General features: G+C 67.4%; 14 protein-coding genes. 11 read left to right on the top strand and 3 right to left on the bottom strand.

The genetic code is table 11. The features are described 5' to 3' along the window. Positions 1 to 135 precede the first annotated feature (135 nt). Both ACIG5A_RS24975 and ACIG5A_RS24970 read right to left on the bottom strand, forming a co-directional pair. On the bottom strand, positions 136 to 966 hold the full coding sequence (locus tag ACIG5A_RS24975) for an HAD family hydrolase (RefSeq protein ID WP_397243900.1): 831 nt from the start codon (positions 964 to 966) through the stop codon (positions 136 to 138). A gap of 29 nt (positions 967 to 995) precedes the next feature. Further along, positions 996 to 2,009: a hypothetical protein gene (locus ACIG5A_RS24970; RefSeq protein ID WP_397243898.1), complete on the bottom strand. Its 1,014-nt coding sequence runs from the start codon at positions 2,007 to 2,009 to the stop codon at positions 996 to 998. Between the two features lie 148 nt (positions 2,010 to 2,157). Here ACIG5A_RS24970 and ACIG5A_RS24965 point away from each other — a divergent pair, with 148 nt between their 5' ends. The 8 genes from ACIG5A_RS24965 (at position 2,158) to ACIG5A_RS24930 (ending at position 12,251) form a co-directional block, all read left to right on the top strand. Next, a complete protein-coding gene (locus ACIG5A_RS24965; RefSeq protein WP_397243896.1) occupies positions 2,158 to 3,135 on the top strand; it encodes an ABC transporter permease in 978 nt (325 codons plus the stop codon). Beyond that, complete coding sequence (locus ACIG5A_RS24960) at positions 3,132 to 4,130, top strand: ABC transporter permease (protein WP_397243894.1); 999 nt, start codon at positions 3,132 to 3,134, stop codon at positions 4,128 to 4,130. The genes ACIG5A_RS24965 and ACIG5A_RS24960 overlap by 4 nt, the downstream gene beginning before the upstream one ends. A gap of 70 nt (positions 4,131 to 4,200) precedes the next feature. Continuing rightward, the gene (locus tag ACIG5A_RS24955; RefSeq protein WP_397243892.1) at positions 4,201 to 6,138 is read left to right on the top strand and encodes an ABC transporter ATP-binding protein; all 1,938 of its coding nucleotides are present in this window, start codon (positions 4,201 to 4,203) and stop codon (positions 6,136 to 6,138) included. Next, positions 6,081 to 7,757: an ABC transporter family substrate-binding protein gene (locus ACIG5A_RS24950; protein WP_397243890.1), complete on the top strand. Its 1,677-nt coding sequence runs from the start codon at positions 6,081 to 6,083 to the stop codon at positions 7,755 to 7,757. The genes ACIG5A_RS24955 and ACIG5A_RS24950 overlap by 58 nt, the downstream gene beginning before the upstream one ends. Then, positions 7,754 to 9,421, top strand: coding sequence for an ABC transporter family substrate-binding protein (locus ACIG5A_RS24945; RefSeq protein ID WP_397243888.1), 1,668 nt, complete (start codon positions 7,754 to 7,756; stop codon positions 9,419 to 9,421). Before ACIG5A_RS24950 ends, ACIG5A_RS24945 begins: the two co-directional genes overlap by 4 nt. 56 nt (positions 9,422 to 9,477) lie before the next feature. Continuing rightward, on the top strand, positions 9,478 to 10,074 hold the full coding sequence (locus tag ACIG5A_RS24940) for a hypothetical protein (RefSeq protein ID WP_397244005.1): 597 nt from the start codon (positions 9,478 to 9,480) through the stop codon (positions 10,072 to 10,074). A gap of 415 nt (positions 10,075 to 10,489) precedes the next feature. Beyond that, complete coding sequence (locus ACIG5A_RS24935; RefSeq protein WP_397243886.1) at positions 10,490 to 11,212, top strand: FadR/GntR family transcriptional regulator; 723 nt, start codon at positions 10,490 to 10,492, stop codon at positions 11,210 to 11,212. A 463-nt stretch (positions 11,213 to 11,675) separates the two neighbouring features. After that, positions 11,676 to 12,251, top strand: coding sequence for a sterol desaturase family protein (locus ACIG5A_RS24930; protein ID WP_397244003.1), 576 nt, complete (start codon positions 11,676 to 11,678; stop codon positions 12,249 to 12,251). 125 nt (positions 12,252 to 12,376) lie between these two features. Here the strand turns inward: ACIG5A_RS24930 and ACIG5A_RS24925 are convergent, their stop codons facing one another. Continuing rightward, positions 12,377 to 12,934: a TetR/AcrR family transcriptional regulator gene (locus tag ACIG5A_RS24925; protein WP_397243884.1), complete on the bottom strand. Its 558-nt coding sequence runs from the start codon at positions 12,932 to 12,934 to the stop codon at positions 12,377 to 12,379. A 121-nt stretch (positions 12,935 to 13,055) separates the two neighbouring features. Between ACIG5A_RS24925 and ACIG5A_RS24920 the strand changes: the two genes are divergently transcribed. The 3 genes from ACIG5A_RS24920 (at position 13,056) to ACIG5A_RS24910 (ending at position 15,511) form a co-directional block, all read left to right on the top strand. Further along, positions 13,056 to 13,817: a carboxymuconolactone decarboxylase family protein gene (locus ACIG5A_RS24920; protein ID WP_397243882.1), complete on the top strand. Its 762-nt coding sequence runs from the start codon at positions 13,056 to 13,058 to the stop codon at positions 13,815 to 13,817. 521 nt (positions 13,818 to 14,338) lie between these two features. Beyond that, the gene (locus tag ACIG5A_RS24915) at positions 14,339 to 14,557 is read left to right on the top strand and encodes a heavy metal-associated domain-containing protein (RefSeq protein ID WP_397243880.1); all 219 of its coding nucleotides are present in this window, start codon (positions 14,339 to 14,341) and stop codon (positions 14,555 to 14,557) included. A 27-nt stretch (positions 14,558 to 14,584) separates the two neighbouring features. Next, positions 14,585 to 15,511: a hypothetical protein gene (locus tag ACIG5A_RS24910; RefSeq protein ID WP_397243878.1), complete on the top strand. Its 927-nt coding sequence runs from the start codon at positions 14,585 to 14,587 to the stop codon at positions 15,509 to 15,511. Positions 15,512 to 15,666 lie beyond the last annotated feature (155 nt).

Here is a 15,666-nt window from a genome sequence, read left to right as displayed (position 1 = left end):
TACGAGCGACCGTTGGCGGCCCGTCTCGCATCCGAGTGGCCGAAGCGCATGCGCCGCAGGCGCGAGTCTCGGCCGCTCGGATGCGAGACGGGCCGCCAACACGCGCCGCCGCAGGCGGCGCAAATTCAACACAGCTCAATACCACCAGCGTTCGAGCACCCGGGCCACCCCGTCCTCGGAGTTCGCCGCCGTGACCTCGTCCGCGGCCGCGAGCGCCTCCGGGTGCGCGTTGGCCATGGCGACGCCGCGCCCGGCCATGGTCAGCATGGGTACGTCGTTGGGCATATCGCCGAACGCGATGATCGAGGGATGTTCGACGCCGAGCCGCTGCGCCACGGTGGCCAGCCCGGAGGCCTTGGTGACGCCGGGCGCGGACAGTTCGATCAGCCCGTGATCGGTGGAGTAGGTGATATCGGCGCGGTCACCGATGAGCGGGGCGAGCACCGCGCGCATGTCGCCGCTGAGCGTGCCACGTAGCCGGATCAGCATCTTGATGGCGGGCGCCTCGATCACCTCGGCGCGCGAGACCATGGTGTCGTCCGGGTTCAGCCAGGCGTGCTCGTAGGCGGGTGAGCTGACGAACTGCGGCGTCACCGCGTCGTGCGCGCGTTCACCGACCCGCTCGGCGGCCAAACCGCAACCGGGCAGCGCGTTTTCGGCCAGGTCCGCGATCCAGGCCAGCGTCTCGACATCCAGGGTCCGGCTGGCGAGCACCCGATCGCTCGCACTGTCGTAGATGACCGCACCGTTGCCGCAGACGCACAGCGGCGCGTACCCGAGCCCGTCCACTACCGGATCGATCCAGCGGGGTGGCCGCCCGGTGGCGAGGACGAACGGCACACCGTCGGCGATCAGCGCGTCGACCGCGGCCTTGGTGCGTGGCGTGACCCGTTCGTCGTGGTCGATCAGGGTGCCGTCGACATCGGTGGCCACCAGTTTGGGCTTGGGCAGGTGCAAAGGTGTCACCTATTCCATCCTGCCCGAAAGGTCGGAGGCTAGGACGGGCGACGCCAGGTCTCGTCCTCGGGGGTGGGCGTGGGCTTGGTGAGCGAAGGGGTGCTGCCGGGCCGCTGATCGGGATTCGGCGGTGCGGGTTCGAACCGCGTCGTCGCATCCTGATTCAGGGTCGTCGCGTCGGAATTGACCCGTGTCGCGTCGGGATTCAGCGTTGTCGCATCGGGATTCAGCCGCGTCGCATCGGGATTCGGTGTCGCACCGGGGTACGGCGTAGTGCCCGCCCATGGCGATGCGCCGGAATTCGGTACGGCCGCACCCGGATACGGCGTTGTCCCCGGCTGCGGCGATGCGCCCGGATACGCCGGTGCGCCACCCGGGTACGGCGGATACGGTGACGCCCCTGGATACGGCGCGGGGGTCGCACCTGGATACGGCGAAGCAGGCGCGCCGGAATACGGCGACGGAGCGGCCCCCGGGTATCCGGCACCCGGGTACGGCGGAATCGCGCCCGGATATCCGGCCGCCGGTCCCGGATACACCGCGGGCGGCGTGTAGTTCAGCCAGCGCGTCGTCAACGGCAGCAGCGCGAGGACGGCGGTTATCACGGGGAAGATCAGCCCGATGAATCCGGACAGACCGGTGGTCAACGCGGTGCTGGAGGTTTCGAGGCCCGCGGTGAACACATACCCCACCACCTGCAACAGCACCACCGCGACACACGCGATGACGATGAGCGTGCGCCCGAACGACTTCCTGAGGAACAGCGCGACCGCACCAACGCCGAGCGCGACACCGACCAGAACGCCGACCACACCGACCACGAAGAAGTAGGGACGGAACCAGCCCTTCGAGAACAGCCCGGTCGTGTCGTAGTCGGTCAGGTCGCTGGCGATATCGGTGACCGCGAGGATGATGCTGAATACGCCGCTGAACAGGTGCGGAATACAGCCGAGGCAGGCAAGCACGCCGGCCGCGATCGCGGTGCCACCATTCGGCTTCGGCGCGTTGTACACCTGCTGCGGGTACGGATCGTACCCCTGCGGATAACTCACAAGTCCCCCTCTCGACCGGCTGGTTGCCGCTATTCCGCCAGGATAGAGGACATGCCGAATGTCCGCGTGGCGCCCGCGATCGCGGGCGCGTCCCTATGATTTAGGCCGGAAACCCAACCGATACCCCCGACCACGCTGGTGAGGACAGATGACCGGCTTCTTGCTGCGACGCGCGCTGAACTATGCGGTGCTGTTGCTGCTGGCTTCGTTCCTGACCTTCAGCCTGACCTCGCTGACATTCAACCCGCTGGAGAGCTACGAGCAGCGCAGCCCGCGCCCGCCGCAGGCGGTGATCGACGCGAAGGCCGCCGAGCTGCATCTGGACGATCCGATTCCAGAGCGGTATGTCACCTGGCTGAAAGGTGTGGCGCACGGCGATTTCGGCACGACACTGGCCGGTCAGCCGGTCAGCGACGAGCTGCCGCGCCGGATCGGGGTGAGCCTGCGGCTGCTGATCGCCGGTGCGCTGGTCGGCACCGTGCTCGGCGTGCTGATCGGCGCGGCGGGGGCGATCAGGCAGTACAAGTTCAGCGACTACTTCACCACCGTGCTGGCGCTGCTGCTGCTGAGCACGCCGGTGTTCCTGCTCGCCAACCTGCTGAAATACGGTGCGCTGGAGATCAATATGGCGGCGGGCAAGCAGCTGATCCTCTATACCGGTGAGACGTCGGCGAATGCGATCTCCGGCCTCGGCCCGCAGCTGCTCGACCGGTTGCAGCATCTGATCCTGCCGACGCTGGCGCTCGCGCTCGGCACCATGGCGGGCTACAGCCGCTACCAGCGCAACGCCATGCTCGATGTACTGCAGAGCGATTTCATCCGCACCGCGCGGGCCAAGGGCCTGACCAGGAACAAGGCGCTGTACAAGCACGGGCTGCGCACCGCGCTGATCCCGATGGCGACGCTGTTCGCCTACAGCTTCGGCGGGTTGATCACCGGCGCGACGTTCACCGAGAAGATCTTCGGCTGGCACGGCGTCGGCGAGTGGCTCGTCGATTCCATCAATACGCAGGACCTCTACGTGGTGGTGACGGTGACCTCGTTCGTCGGCCTGGTCGTGCTGGTGTCCGGCCTGCTGTCCGACATCGTGTACGCGATCCTCGATCCCCGGGTGCGTGTGGGATGACAGAAGCCGAGATCATCGTCCAGGGCGCGCCGCGCGTCAGCGCCGCGGGCAGGCGCAAACTCGTCTGGCGGCGGTTCCTGCGCAACCGGGCCGCGGTGATCGCCGCGATCGTGCTGATCGCGCTGTTCATCGCCAGCCTCGTACTGCCGCACTTCCTGCCGTGGAACTACCAGGAGCAGGACACCGCGGCCTACTACCACAAGCCACCGAGCGCGCGACATCTGTTCGGCACCAACCAGATCGGCCAGGATGTGCTGGCGCAGACGGTGCGCGGACTACAGAAGTCGATGCTGATCGGGTTCTGTGTCGCGCTGATATCGACCACACTGGCCGCGCTCGCCGGTTCGGTGGCCGGGCTGCTCGGCGGCTGGACCGACCGGGCCATCATGTGGCTGGTAGACCTGCTGCTCGTGGTGCCGAGCTTCATCATCATCGCGCTGTTCGCGCCGCGCACCAAGGGCAGCGGATCCATCGCACTGCTGATCCTGCTGCTCAGCGTCTTCGGCTGGATGATCAGCGCGCGGATGGTGCGCGGGTTGACGCAGAGCCTGCGCGAACGCGAATTCATCAGGGCGGCACGGTATATGGGCGCGCCGACCAGGACGGTCATCGTCAGCCACGTGCTGCCGAACATCGCGTCGATCCTGATCATCGACGTCACGCTGACCGTCGGCTCGGCGATTCTGGCCGAAACCGGTTTGAGCTACCTGGGATTCGGTGTGCAACCACCGGATATCTCGCTCGGCACGTTGATTCAGCGCGGCACCGGCTCCGCGCTCACCTCGCCATGGCTGTACATGTTCGCGGGCGGACTGCTCGTGCTGATCGTGCTGTGCGCCAACCTGGTCGGCGACGGCCTGCGCGACGCCTTCGATCCCGGCGCCAAGCGGGCGCGCGCATGGAAGAAGGACCCCAGCATGAGCGGTCAGGCCCGGAGGCGGCAGCGCAGCGTCACCACGCAGGGCTCCGCTCATGCTACGAAAGGCACAGCATGAGCGATCAGGCCCGGAGGCGGCAGCGCAGCGTCACCACGCAGGGCTCCGCTCATGCTCCGAAAGGCACAGCGTGACGGGGCAGGTGGGGCTCGAAAAGACCTCGACGGCACCGCTGTTGGAGGTCTCCGAGCTGCGAGTGTCCTTCCCCAGCGAAGAGGGCAGGATCGAGGCGGTACGCGGGGTCGGCTACACCGTATCCGAGGGTGAGGTGCTCGCCATCGTCGGTGAATCCGGCTCGGGCAAGTCGGTGTCCTCGCTCGCGGTGATGGGGCTGCTGCCCGAACAGGCCAGGATCAGCGGCTCGATCCGGCTGCGCGGGCGCGAACTGCTCGGGCTCGGCGATCGCGAACTGTCCCGGCTGCGCGGCAGATCCGTCAGCATGGTGTTCCAGGATCCGCTCTCGGCGCTGACCCCGGTGTACCGGGTGGGCGAGCAGGTCGCCGAAGCGCTGCTGGCGCACGGCACGATGAACCGCAAGGAGGCCGCCGCTCGGGCGGTCGAGCTGCTGGAGCTGGTCGGGATTCCCGATGCGGCCGTGCGCGCCAAGGCTTTTCCGCACGAGTTCTCCGGGGGTATGCGCCAGCGCGTCGTCATCGCGATGGCCATCGCCAACGATCCCGCGCTGATCATCTGCGACGAGCCGACCACCGCGCTCGACGTGACGGTGCAGAAACAAATACTGAACCTGCTGCGCAAGGCGCGCGATATCACCGGCGCCGGCGTCGTGATGATCACCCACGACATGGGCATCGCCGCGACCATCGCCGACCGGGTCGCGGTGATGTACGCGGGCAAGATCGTCGAAACCGCCACCGCCACTGAGCTTTTCACCGCGCCCCGGATGCCGTACACGGTCGGCCTGCTCGGCTCCATCCCGCGGATGGACGGCCCGGCCAGGTCACCGCTGATTCCGATCGTCGGCGCACCGCCCGCCATGCACGCGCTGCCGCCCGGCTGCTCGTTCGCGCCGCGCTGCCCGATCGCGATCGACGAATGCCGGGCCGCCGAACCGCCTTTGGAGATGACCAACCTCGGCCACGCGGCGGCCTGCATCCGCACCGCCGAGGTCGGCTCGGCCGAGCTGTTCGAGGCATACCGCCGCGAGATCGGCGAGCCGGAGACCACCGCCGAGACCGATGCCCATGTGGTGCTGCGCGTTTCGGATCTGGTGAAGACCTTCCCGATCACCTCGGGTGTGGTGTTCCGCCGCCGCACCGGCGAGATACGCGCCGTCGACGGCATCAGCTTCGAGGTGCGCGCGGGCCGTACGCTGGCGCTGGTCGGCGAGTCCGGCTCCGGGAAGTCCACCGCGCTCACCCAGATCCTCGACCTGGTGCGCCCCGAGCAGGGCAGCATCGAGATCATGGGCAGCGATATCGCGACCCTCACCAAGGCACGCAGGCGCGAGATCCGCAGGAAGATGCAGATCGTCTTCCAGGATCCGACCGCCTCGCTCGATCCGCGCCTGCCGGTCTTCGACGTGCTCGCCGAGCCGCTGCGCATCGACGGCAGACCGCAGGCCGAAATCCAGCGCCGGGTACCGGAACTGCTCGACCTGGTCGGCCTGCGTCCCGAACACGCCGACCGCTACCCGGCCGACTTCTCCGGCGGCCAGAAGCAGCGCATCAGCATCGCCAGGGCGCTCGCGCTCGAACCGGAACTGCTCGTCCTCGACGAGCCGGTGTCCTCACTCGACGTCTCCATTCAGGCCGGTGTGCTGAATCTGCTGCGCGACTTGCAGACCGAACGCGGCCTGTCCTATCTGTTCGTCTCGCACGATCTTTCGGTGGTGCGCAACCTGGCCCACGACATCGCCGTGATGTATCGCGGCAAGATCGTCGAATCCGGCCGGGCCGAGACGATTTTCACCGACCCGCAGCACGAGTACACCCGGTCCCTGATCGAAGCCGTGCCGGTGCCGATAGTCCAGCCGCGAGCGAGGAGAGCGTCGTGCGAGTCCGATCGAACGGAATCCGGTGGGCCGTCCCCCTCGTCGCAATCGGCCTGATCGCTTCGGGATGCGGTGCCGGCGACGATTCGGCACAGGGCCGGTCGGACGCGATCGGCACCACCAACGACATCAACCCCACCCCGCTCGACCAGGTGCGTGAGGGCGGCAACCTGCGGCTGGCGACGACCTCCTTCCCTGCCAACTGGAACACATTGTCCATCGACGGCGGCGAGGGCGAGATCGCCGATATCGAACGCCCGCTCATGCCGCGCTCGTTCGATACCGATGCGGCGGGCAAACTCTCGATCAACACCGACTACTTCACCGATATCGCGCTGACCGGCACCAGCCCGCAGCAGGTCACCTACACGATCAACCCGAAGGCGGTCTGGTCCGACAGCAGCCCGATCACCTGGGAGGACATCCGCTCCCAGGCATATGCGCTCAGCGGCGCCGACAAGGGCTTCCTGATCGCCATCTCCAACGGCTTCGATCTGGTCGCGAAGGTCGACCGCGGCGTCGACGACCGCCAAGCGATACTCACCTTCAAGCAGCCCTACGCCGAATGGCGCGGCCAGTTCGCCGGTAATCAGTCGCTGTTCCCGAAATCGGTGACCGCCGACCCGGATTCGTTCAACAAGAGCCTGGTGGACGGTATGGGCCTCACCTCGGGCCCGTTCTCGGTGCGGTCCACCGATCGCGGGCAGGGCCGAATCGTGCTGGGCCGCAACCCGAAATGGTGGGGCGCGCCGCCCAAGCTGGACACCATCACCTTCAGCGTGCTCGACCGGGCGACCTGGACCGCCGCCGTGCAGAACAACGAGCTCGACGCGGCGCTGCTCTCCACCGTCGACGATGTGCGCAACCTGCGCAACGTCCCGGGTGTCACCATCCGCCGCGCACCCGGAGTTCGCTGGCGGCACATCACGTTCAACGGCGCACCGGGCTCGATCCTGGCCGATCCGAAGGTGCGCGTAGCCATTTCGAAGGCGATCGACCGGCAGGGGATCGCGAGCGCAACCCAGAACGGTCTCGTCGAGAACCCGAAACCGCTCGACAATCACGTGTACGTGCAGGGCCAGGAGGGCTATCGGGACAACAGCCTCGGCTTCGATCCCGATGCCGCCGCACGGGAACTCGACGCGCTCGGCTGGAAGCTCAACGGTGACGTCCGCGAAAGGGAAGGCCGCAAGCTGATCATCCGCGACGTCATGTACAACGATCCGACCTGGGTGCAGATCGCCCAGATCATCCAGCAGAACCTGGCGCGCGTCGGCGTCAAGCTGGTGATCGACACCAAAGCCGCCGCGAAGTTCTTCACCGACGTGGTGCAGCCTGGCGATTTCGACGCCGTGCAGTTCACCTTCCAGGGTGACGCGTTCCCGCTGTCCAATATCCCGCAGATCTACGCTTACTACCCCGATAACCTGCAGGCCAACTTCGGCCGCATCGGTTCACCGGAGCTGAACGCGCTGATCGACCGTACAGTGGCGGAACTGGATCCGAAGAAGGCGATCGAATTGGCGAACGAGGTGGACCGCAAGGTCTTCGAAGAGGGACACTCCCTGCCGCTGACCCAGTCCGACGGCAGCTGGGGCGTGCGCGCCGCGCTCGCCAACTTCGGTTCCGCGGGCCTGGCGTCCTACGACTACACCAAGATCGGATTCGTGAAATGAGCAGACTGCGTGGCACTTTGCGGTTCGTGGCGCCCGCGGCGGCACTCGCCCTGATCCTGGCGGGCTGTGGTGATGACACCACCGTGCAGGAGGGGACGAGCACCGTCGGGTCGAGTAGTGATATCAACCCGCACGACCCTGCGGACCTGCGCGACGGCGGGAATCTGCGGTTGCCGATGACCAACTTCCCAGCCACCTTCAACGCGCTACACGTGGATGCGGACGGTGAGGCCGCCGAGCTGATCGGCTGGGCAATGCCCGGCACGCTGACTTCGAACGCGGCCGGTGAACTGACTGTCGACAAGAACTACTTCACCGACATGCAGCTCACCAACACGAGCCCACAGCAAGTCACCTACACGATCAATCCGAAGGCAGTCTGGTCCGACGGCAGTCCGATCACCTGGGAGGATCTCGCCACCCAGTTCAACGCGTTGAACGGGCGCAATAACAACTTCCTGGTCTCGGCGACACACGGCTACAGCCAGGTCGACCGAGTCGAGCGGGGTGTCGACGATCGCCAAGCCATCGTCACCTTCGGTAAGCACTACGCGGAGTGGCGCGGGCTGTTCAACCCGCTGTACCCCAAGTCGACGATGGCGACGCCACAGACGTTCAACGATGCCGACCGCAACGGGCTCCCGCTGTCATCTGGACCGTTCATGATCACCTCGGTCGACCGGGGCGGGCAGCGAATTGTGCTGGGGCGCAACCCGAAGTGGTGGGGCGACAAGCCCAAGTTGGACACTGTCACCTTCAGCGTGCTCGATCGTTCCGCTTGGCTGAACGCAGTGCAGAACAACGAACTCGACTACTCCGGCCTCACCGGAATCGATGAGGTGAAGGCGGCTTCCAATAGCCCGAGCATCAAAGTGCGCCGAGCGCCGGGACTCACCTTCACCCATATGACCTTCAACGGCGCGCCCGGCTCGATCCTCGCCGATCCCAAGCTGCGCGTTGCCATTTCGAAGGCGATCGACCGGCAGAGCATCGCGATCGCGAGCCAGCAGGGCGTGGTGCAGGATCCGAAGCCACTGAACAACCATCTGTATCTGGTGGGGCAGAAGGGTTATCAGGACAACGCGCAGTCGGTGGCCTTCGATCCTGAGCAGGCCGCGCGCGACCTCGACGCGCTCGGCTGGAAGCTCAACGGCGACGTCAGGGAGAAGGATGGGCGCAAGCTCGAAATCCGGAATGTGATGTACAAGGCCGACAGCTGGGTGCAGATCGCCCAGATCGCGCAGCAGAACCTGGCGAAGGTCGGCGTCAAGCTGATCATCGAGACCTATCCCGGAAACGGCCTCTTCACCGACGTCGTCGACCCCGGCAACTTCGATATCGTCAATTTCGTCTGGCAGAAGAGCATTTTCCCGCTCGGGGCGCTGCCGCAGATCTACGCATACGATCCGGCCAATCGGCTCAGCAACAAGGGCAGGATCGGCAGCCCCGAGCTCAACGCGCTGATCAATCAGACCCTCGCCGAACTCGATCCGGAGAAGGCGATCGAGCTCGCGAACAAGGTCGACAAGATGATCTTCGAGGAAGGCTTCTCGCTGCCGCTCACCCAAGGGCCGGGCACCGTCGCCGTGCGCGAGAACCTCGCCAACTACGGCGCGTTCGGGCTCGCCTCCACCGACTACACGAAAGTCGGCTTCCTGAAGTGACATTCGGATCGGGCCGCCCGCTGGCCTATCCGATCCTCGTGACGATCGGCGCCATGGTGATCTGCCTCGCCGTGGCGCCGTTCGCCGATCTGGACCAGCTCGCGGGCCTGGTCACGGTGGCTCTCGGCATCATCGGATATACGGCGCTGCGCCTCGCCACCGCCCTCGGCCACCTACCCAACGGTCTGCCCGAGGGCCCCGCCGAGATCAAACGGGTGCGCCAGCAGCACCGCCTGGTCAGCCGCTCCTGGCTGGAAATCACCACCCCCACCGAAACCCGCTGGCTACCGGTCTATTTCGACCCCGCCCTGCTCGAGCTGACCACCAGCACCGCTCGCGTATCACCCCGCCTCCTCCGCATCACGGACGGCACTCTCTACCCCTCGGGCCGAGCACGCGACACCGAACCCCCCGGCCGCCTCCTCGACAACCCCGCCCGCCCCGCCCCGGACGCCCCGACCCTGGCCACCCGCGCCACCCGCCTCCCGCGCCGCCTCCTCCTCGACGCCCAATCCGCCGTAGCCGCCCCTTTCGCCGCTCTCCTGTGGATCTACGTAATAGGAGGTGGCCTCCCCACCTTCGCGTGCACCACCCTCGTCGCCGCCGCAACCACCACCTGGCTCGCCGCCATCCGCGGCTCCGACCCGAGCTGACCACCACCAATTCCGCGGCGCCACAAGCGCCCCTGTCGCCCGACGAGACTCGGCGGACCGGACACCACGGCCGATACCCGGGGACAGCGCCGCAACCCGCGGTCGACGACGGCTGACGCGGCGACGAAGTCATCCGCACCTATTCACCCGCCCGGACTCGGCTGAACGGACAGTTTCCCCGCAAAACCGTCCGCCCAGCCGACTCCACGCCCCAGCGCCATATCGCAGAACCGTCGACGGTCCAGCCGACAGGATTCCCCTCGGCACCGCCGACACAACGCAGCTCAACGGCGGACCGACTCGGTTGAACAGACAGTTTTCCGGCGCTCGGGGCGGACTCGCGCAGTTCGGGCGGACTACAGCGCAATTGGTCTGACCACTTGACCACCTGGCCAATGCGGGGCACAGTAGGGATATGGCGTTGCAACCTGTGGTCAAGCGGTCGGTGTCGGCGGATGTTTTCGAGCAGATCGCGTCGGAGGTGCTGAGCGGGGAGTTGGCGCCGGGGGCGACGTTGCCGAGCGAGCGGCAGCTGGCCGAAGCGCTCGGGGTGTCGCGGCCCGCGGTGCGCGAGGCGTTGCAGCGGCTGTCGCAGGCCGGGCTGGTTTCGGTGCGGCAGGGGGATGCGACCACGGTGCTCGATTACCGGCGGGGAGCGGGCCTGGAGGTGTTGCCGCGCTTGCTGATTCAGTCCGGCGAGCTCGAACCCGGCGTGGCACGCAGCATTCTGGAGGCGCGATTGCACAACGGGCCCAAGGTGGCCGAGCTCGCCGCCGCGCGCTTCGGCAAGTCCGCCCCCGAGGAGGTGCGTGCGGCATTGGACAGCAGCGTTGCGGCGCTTGCCGCCGAACGTGATCCGATCGCGCAGCAGCGGATCGCGCTCGAGTTCTGGGATCACGTGGTCGACGCGGCCGATTCGATCGTATTCCGGCTGATGTTCAACATGCTGCGCGCCGCCTACGAACCCGCGCTCGCGGCGCTGGCCCCGCTGATGTCCGCCGAGGTCGGCAATGCCGACGGCTACCGCGAACTGGCCGCCGCCATCGAGGCGGGCAAACCCGGGTTGGCCGCCGAGAAGGCGCGCACTCTGCTCGAACCGGCGACCACCGCACTGATCGCCGCCCTCGGCGGGCAGTGATCACCCGCCACCACGGCGTGCGCAACGGACCCCACACCGTCGGACGAGGAACACCATGACGAACCCGAACACCTGAGCCCCGCTCGCACGGACACCATCAACGCACCACCCGCGGCTGACGCAGGCCACCGAGGCCAGCGGTCCCCCGCACCGTCCGACAAGGAACACCATGACGAAACCCGAGTCCACCGACCAAGATCCGATCGCCCTCGACGCGGCGAGCCGAATCCGCGGCGCACATCAGCAAGCGCCAAGCACCGGCACGACCGAGCTGATAGCCGATACCGACACCACCCCGCACGAACGCACACCCGGCGCCGGTGCGCGCGAACGGGCGTCAAGCATCGAGAGCGATGCGAGAGAACGGGTGCGCCGCGACGAGGCCGCGCTGTCGCGGCCGCTGCGGCGCGGGCTCAGCCTCGGCGGCGCGTTCCGCGAATTCGTCCGGCATCCCTCGCCGTGGATGATCGGCACGGCGCTCGTTGTCGCACTGACCGCCCGAATCATGGTGGGCGACTGGCGGTTGAGCGATGCGCTGGTGCCCGCGGTGATGCTCGCGGTGTTCCCGGCATTCGAGTGGGTCGTGCACGTCATGGTGCTGCATTGGCGCCCGAAGCGGCTCGGCCCGATCCCGCTGGACAGCGAGCTGGCGCGCAAACACCGCGCGCACCATGTGGATCCGCGCGATATCCCGCTGATCTTCATCCCGACCCGTTCGCTGAGCGTGGTGATCGTCGTCCTGCTCGCCATCACGGCGTTCGCGTTCCCCCGGCCCGGCCTCGGCCTGACCTTCCTGCTCACCATCACCCTGCTCGGCCTCGGCTACGAGTGGACCCACTACCTGATCCACACCGATTACAAACCGAAGCGCTCCCTCTACCGCGCGGTCTGGCGCAACCACCGCCACCACCACTACAAGAACGAGCACTTCTGGTTCACCGTCACCACCTCCGGCACCGCCGACCGCCTCTTCGGCACCGACCCCGACCCCGCCGCCACCGAAACCTCCCCCACCGCCCGCAACCTGCACGCCACCTGATCCGGCCGCCTCGCGCACACGACGCCGACCCGAGATCGAGCGCAGTCACATGGTCGCCGAATACGGCGTGTCGCACGGCCATTCGACTGCGCTCGGCGAGGGAGCCGAATGGCCGTGCCGGTCGGTCACGGGGTGGCGAGGAGGCGGGCGGCGATGGTGTGGGCGCGGGTGGCGGCGTCGGGGGTGCCCTCGCGGACGGCGGTGACAATGGCGCCGTCAACGAGGAGGGCCAATTCGGCGGCCAGCTCGGGGGCGTCGGGGTGGTCGGCGGCCACGAGTAACTCGGTGAGGTAGGCGATGACGCGGCGCTTGTGGCGGTCGGCGGCCTGGTGGGCCGCGGAGTCGCGGTCGGCCACCTCGACCATGGTGTTGATGAAGGCGCAGCCGCGGAAATCCTTGCGGGCGAAGCGTTGCGCGAGCGCGTCGAAGACCGCGAGCGGGCGCTCGGCCGGTTCGCCGGTCTGCGCTTCGACGGATTCGCGCAGCCATTCCAGCCAGCGGTGATCGCGCCCCTCCAGCACGGCGACGACCAAATCGTCCTTGCTGGCGAAGTGCCGATAGAACGAGGCGCGACCGACGCCGGACTCCTGCAGCAGGCGATCGAGCCCGACCGCACGGATGCCCTCGGCGTAGAACAACTCTTCCGCGGTGGTGAGTAACCGCTGCTTGGCCTGTGTTGCCATGCCTCCACCGTAGCAGAACGGCACCAGTCAGTACCGTCTCGCTTGACGGAGACGGTACCAATCAGTACCGTCTTGCTCCGGAACCGATTGGTACCACCAGATTTCGACCCTTGGAGCACAGATGTCCCGGCTACCCCTCGTCTCCACCGACACCGCCGACGCCGAGCAGAACGACCTGCTCACCGAGGTGCAACGCCAGCTCGGCCGCGTCCCGAACCTCTATGCCGCGATGGCGAACAGCCCGGCGACCCTGCGCGGTTACCTCGGCTTCCGCGACGCGCTGACCAAGGGCAAACTCAACGCGCGCACCCGCGAACAGCTGGCCCTTCTCGTCGCCGCGGAGAACGGCTGCGACTACTGCGTCGCGGCGCACACCATGCGCGCGGGCCGGATGGGCTTGACCGACAACCAGATCGCGGCGACCCGCGAGGCCAGGGCCGACGATCCGCACGCGGACGCGGTGCTGCGCTTCGCCAGCGAAGTACTGCGCGCACGCGGACGCGTCGACGACGAGCTCATCGCCTCCGCCAGGAAGCGCGGCGTCAGCGATGCCGAATTGAGCGAGACGGTGGGCCATGTCGCACTGAACATCCTGTCCAACTACTTCAACCACGTCGCCCAGCCGGAACTCGACTTCCCCGCCGCCGCACCCACCGCACCGAAAGGCCCGGCCATGACCCCGAAATGGCGCAACGCCACCAAAGTCCAACTGGCCGAGGGCTATTCACTGATCGGCCGCGATGGACAACCGGTCGGCGAGATCGATGACGTCCGCGTCGCGATCGAAGGCGGTTTCCTGCACGTCCAGGTCACGGAAGACGCTGCGGCCCAAGCAGTCTCCGCCCCCGCGGTGGCCTTGGTCACTTACAGCGCGGAATCCTGACTATCCACAACCGTCGCGCACCACACCGACACATAACAGGCCAAGAGCCCGGTCGAACGCCCACACACGGCGTCGGCCGGGCTCTTGCCATTTCCCAGGCATCGCGACCGAGCCACGAACGTCACCCCGATCGGCACATCGGCACGAAGAGCAACCCACTACGGCCTCCAACACCGGCGTGCCGGGCCGGTGCGCACCCGCCTTGTAGCGGGCCCCACAGCGTGGCATGCCGATCGTTTCGGGAGTAACCACGCTCCACACGCGTGACCAGACTTGCGGACCTCGAACACGAAACGGATGTCCATTACGACCCCACATACCGACCCTGACGTGCACTGCCGGGCTTGCCGCCTGGCGCCCGGCGCGGCGTCGCACCGGAGCGCGACGTGGCATTCCCGCACAGGCAACGGGTAGCGCCGGAAATTGGTGGCGGCACAGGTGTTGACAGATTAATACCCTAGGGGGGTATGGTACGGAGGCAGTCGGCGGAGCGAACCGCCGACAGGAGAGAGGAAGAACCCATGAGCAGCACTGTTACCGCGATCACCGTCACCGTTTCCGGCATGACCTGCGGCGGCTGCGCCAACAAGGTGCGCGGTGCGGTGGAGAGCCTCCCTGGCGTCACCGATGTCGAGGTGGACCTGGCCACCGGCACGGTCACCGTCGATGGCGACGCCTCGGTCGAGCGCGACACCGTCACCGCGGCCGTCACCGAGCTCGGCTACCGAGTCGCCGAGTAACCCCCGAAACAGGAACGGAGCATCCCGATGAACGCCTCGACCAAGTTCGCCGGATTCGCCCTCGGCCTCGCGGCGGTCTTCGGGATCGCCTTCGCCGCCGGGGCGGTACTCGGCCCGGAGCCGACCGAACCGGCCGCGCACGACATGCAGGCGCACGGTGGCGGGCCAGGCGCCAAGCCCGGCACCGACGAGATCCCCGCGGGGCTGATGGCCAGCGAGGGCGGCTACACCCTGCGGTTGGCCGCCACGCAGACAACCGCCGCGGCGAACACACCGTTGCGCTTCCAGATCCTCGACGCCAACGGCGCACCGCTGACCAAGTACGTCCGCAACCACGACAAGGATCTGCACCTGATCGTGGTCCGCCGCGATATGGCCCGCTTCCAGCACGTGCATCCGACGCTCGACGGCAGCGGAACATGGAGTGTGCCCTTGGATCTCAGCCGCGCCGGGGACTACCGGGTTTTCGCCGACTTCAAACCGGAGGGCGGCGAGAATCTGACTCTCGGTGCCGACCTTCGGGTCTCGGGCGGCTACGACCCGCAGCCGCTGCCCGCACCGGCGACCACCGCGACGGTCGGCGACTACACCGTCACCTTGGACGGCGCCATCGCACCGGGACAATCGTCGAAGGTCACCCTTTCGGTGAGCCGCAACGGCAAGCCGGTCAACGATTTACAGCCCTACCTCGGCGCATACGGCCACCTGGTGGCGCTGCGGGCAGCCGACCTCGGCTACCTGCACGTCCATCCCGAGGGCACACCGGGTGACGGCGTGACGCAGCCCGGTCCGGGGATCACCTTCTTCGTCAACGCACCCAGTGCGGGCGACTACCGGCTGTTCCTCGACTTCCAGCACGAGGGTGTCGTGCGCACAGCCGAATTCACCGTCGCCGTCGGACAGCCCGCCGGCGCCCCAGCACCCGCACCGCAACCGGCCGGCCACGGTCACTGAGGCCACACCTCGCATCGAAGGGAGATAGCGATGACCGCCGCGAGCCGGCACCGCACCGGCGATCCGCACCGAGTCGGCCGCAACGCGTCCGCCGCGCTGGTGCACCGCTGTCGCCCCTCACTGCCCGAGACGCCACGAACAGCAGTAATCATCCG

Origin of the sequence: Nocardia sp. NPDC052566 (genome assembly GCF_044547285.1) — a bacterium.
Taxonomy (GTDB): domain Bacteria; phylum Actinomycetota; class Actinomycetes; order Mycobacteriales; family Mycobacteriaceae; genus Nocardia.
This window is presented reverse-complemented; position numbering and strand designations above follow the sequence as displayed.

Bases quoted from the DNA above. Each gene is read 5' to 3' on its own strand.
- ACIG5A_RS24910 (WP_397243878.1), top strand. From the start codon at position 14,585: ATGAACGCCTCGACCAAGTTCGCCGGATTCGCCCTCGGCCTCGCGGCG.
- ACIG5A_RS24965 (WP_397243896.1), top strand. From the start codon at position 2,158: ATGACCGGCTTCTTGCTGCGACGCGCGCTGAACTATGCGGTGCTGTTG.
- ACIG5A_RS24920 (WP_397243882.1), top strand. From the start codon at position 13,056: ATGTCCCGGCTACCCCTCGTCTCCACCGACACCGCCGACGCCGAGCAG.
- ACIG5A_RS24930 (WP_397244003.1), top strand. From the start codon at position 11,676: ATGATCGGCACGGCGCTCGTTGTCGCACTGACCGCCCGAATCATGGTG.
- ACIG5A_RS24945 (WP_397243888.1), top strand. From the start codon at position 7,754: ATGAGCAGACTGCGTGGCACTTTGCGGTTCGTGGCGCCCGCGGCGGCA.
- ACIG5A_RS24915 (WP_397243880.1), top strand. From the start codon at position 14,339: ATGAGCAGCACTGTTACCGCGATCACCGTCACCGTTTCCGGCATGACC.
- ACIG5A_RS24960 (WP_397243894.1), top strand. From the start codon at position 3,132: ATGACAGAAGCCGAGATCATCGTCCAGGGCGCGCCGCGCGTCAGCGCC.
- ACIG5A_RS24925 (WP_397243884.1), bottom strand. From the start codon at position 12,934: ATGGCAACACAGGCCAAGCAGCGGTTACTCACCACCGCGGAAGAGTTG.
- ACIG5A_RS24935 (WP_397243886.1), top strand. From the start codon at position 10,490: ATGGCGTTGCAACCTGTGGTCAAGCGGTCGGTGTCGGCGGATGTTTTC.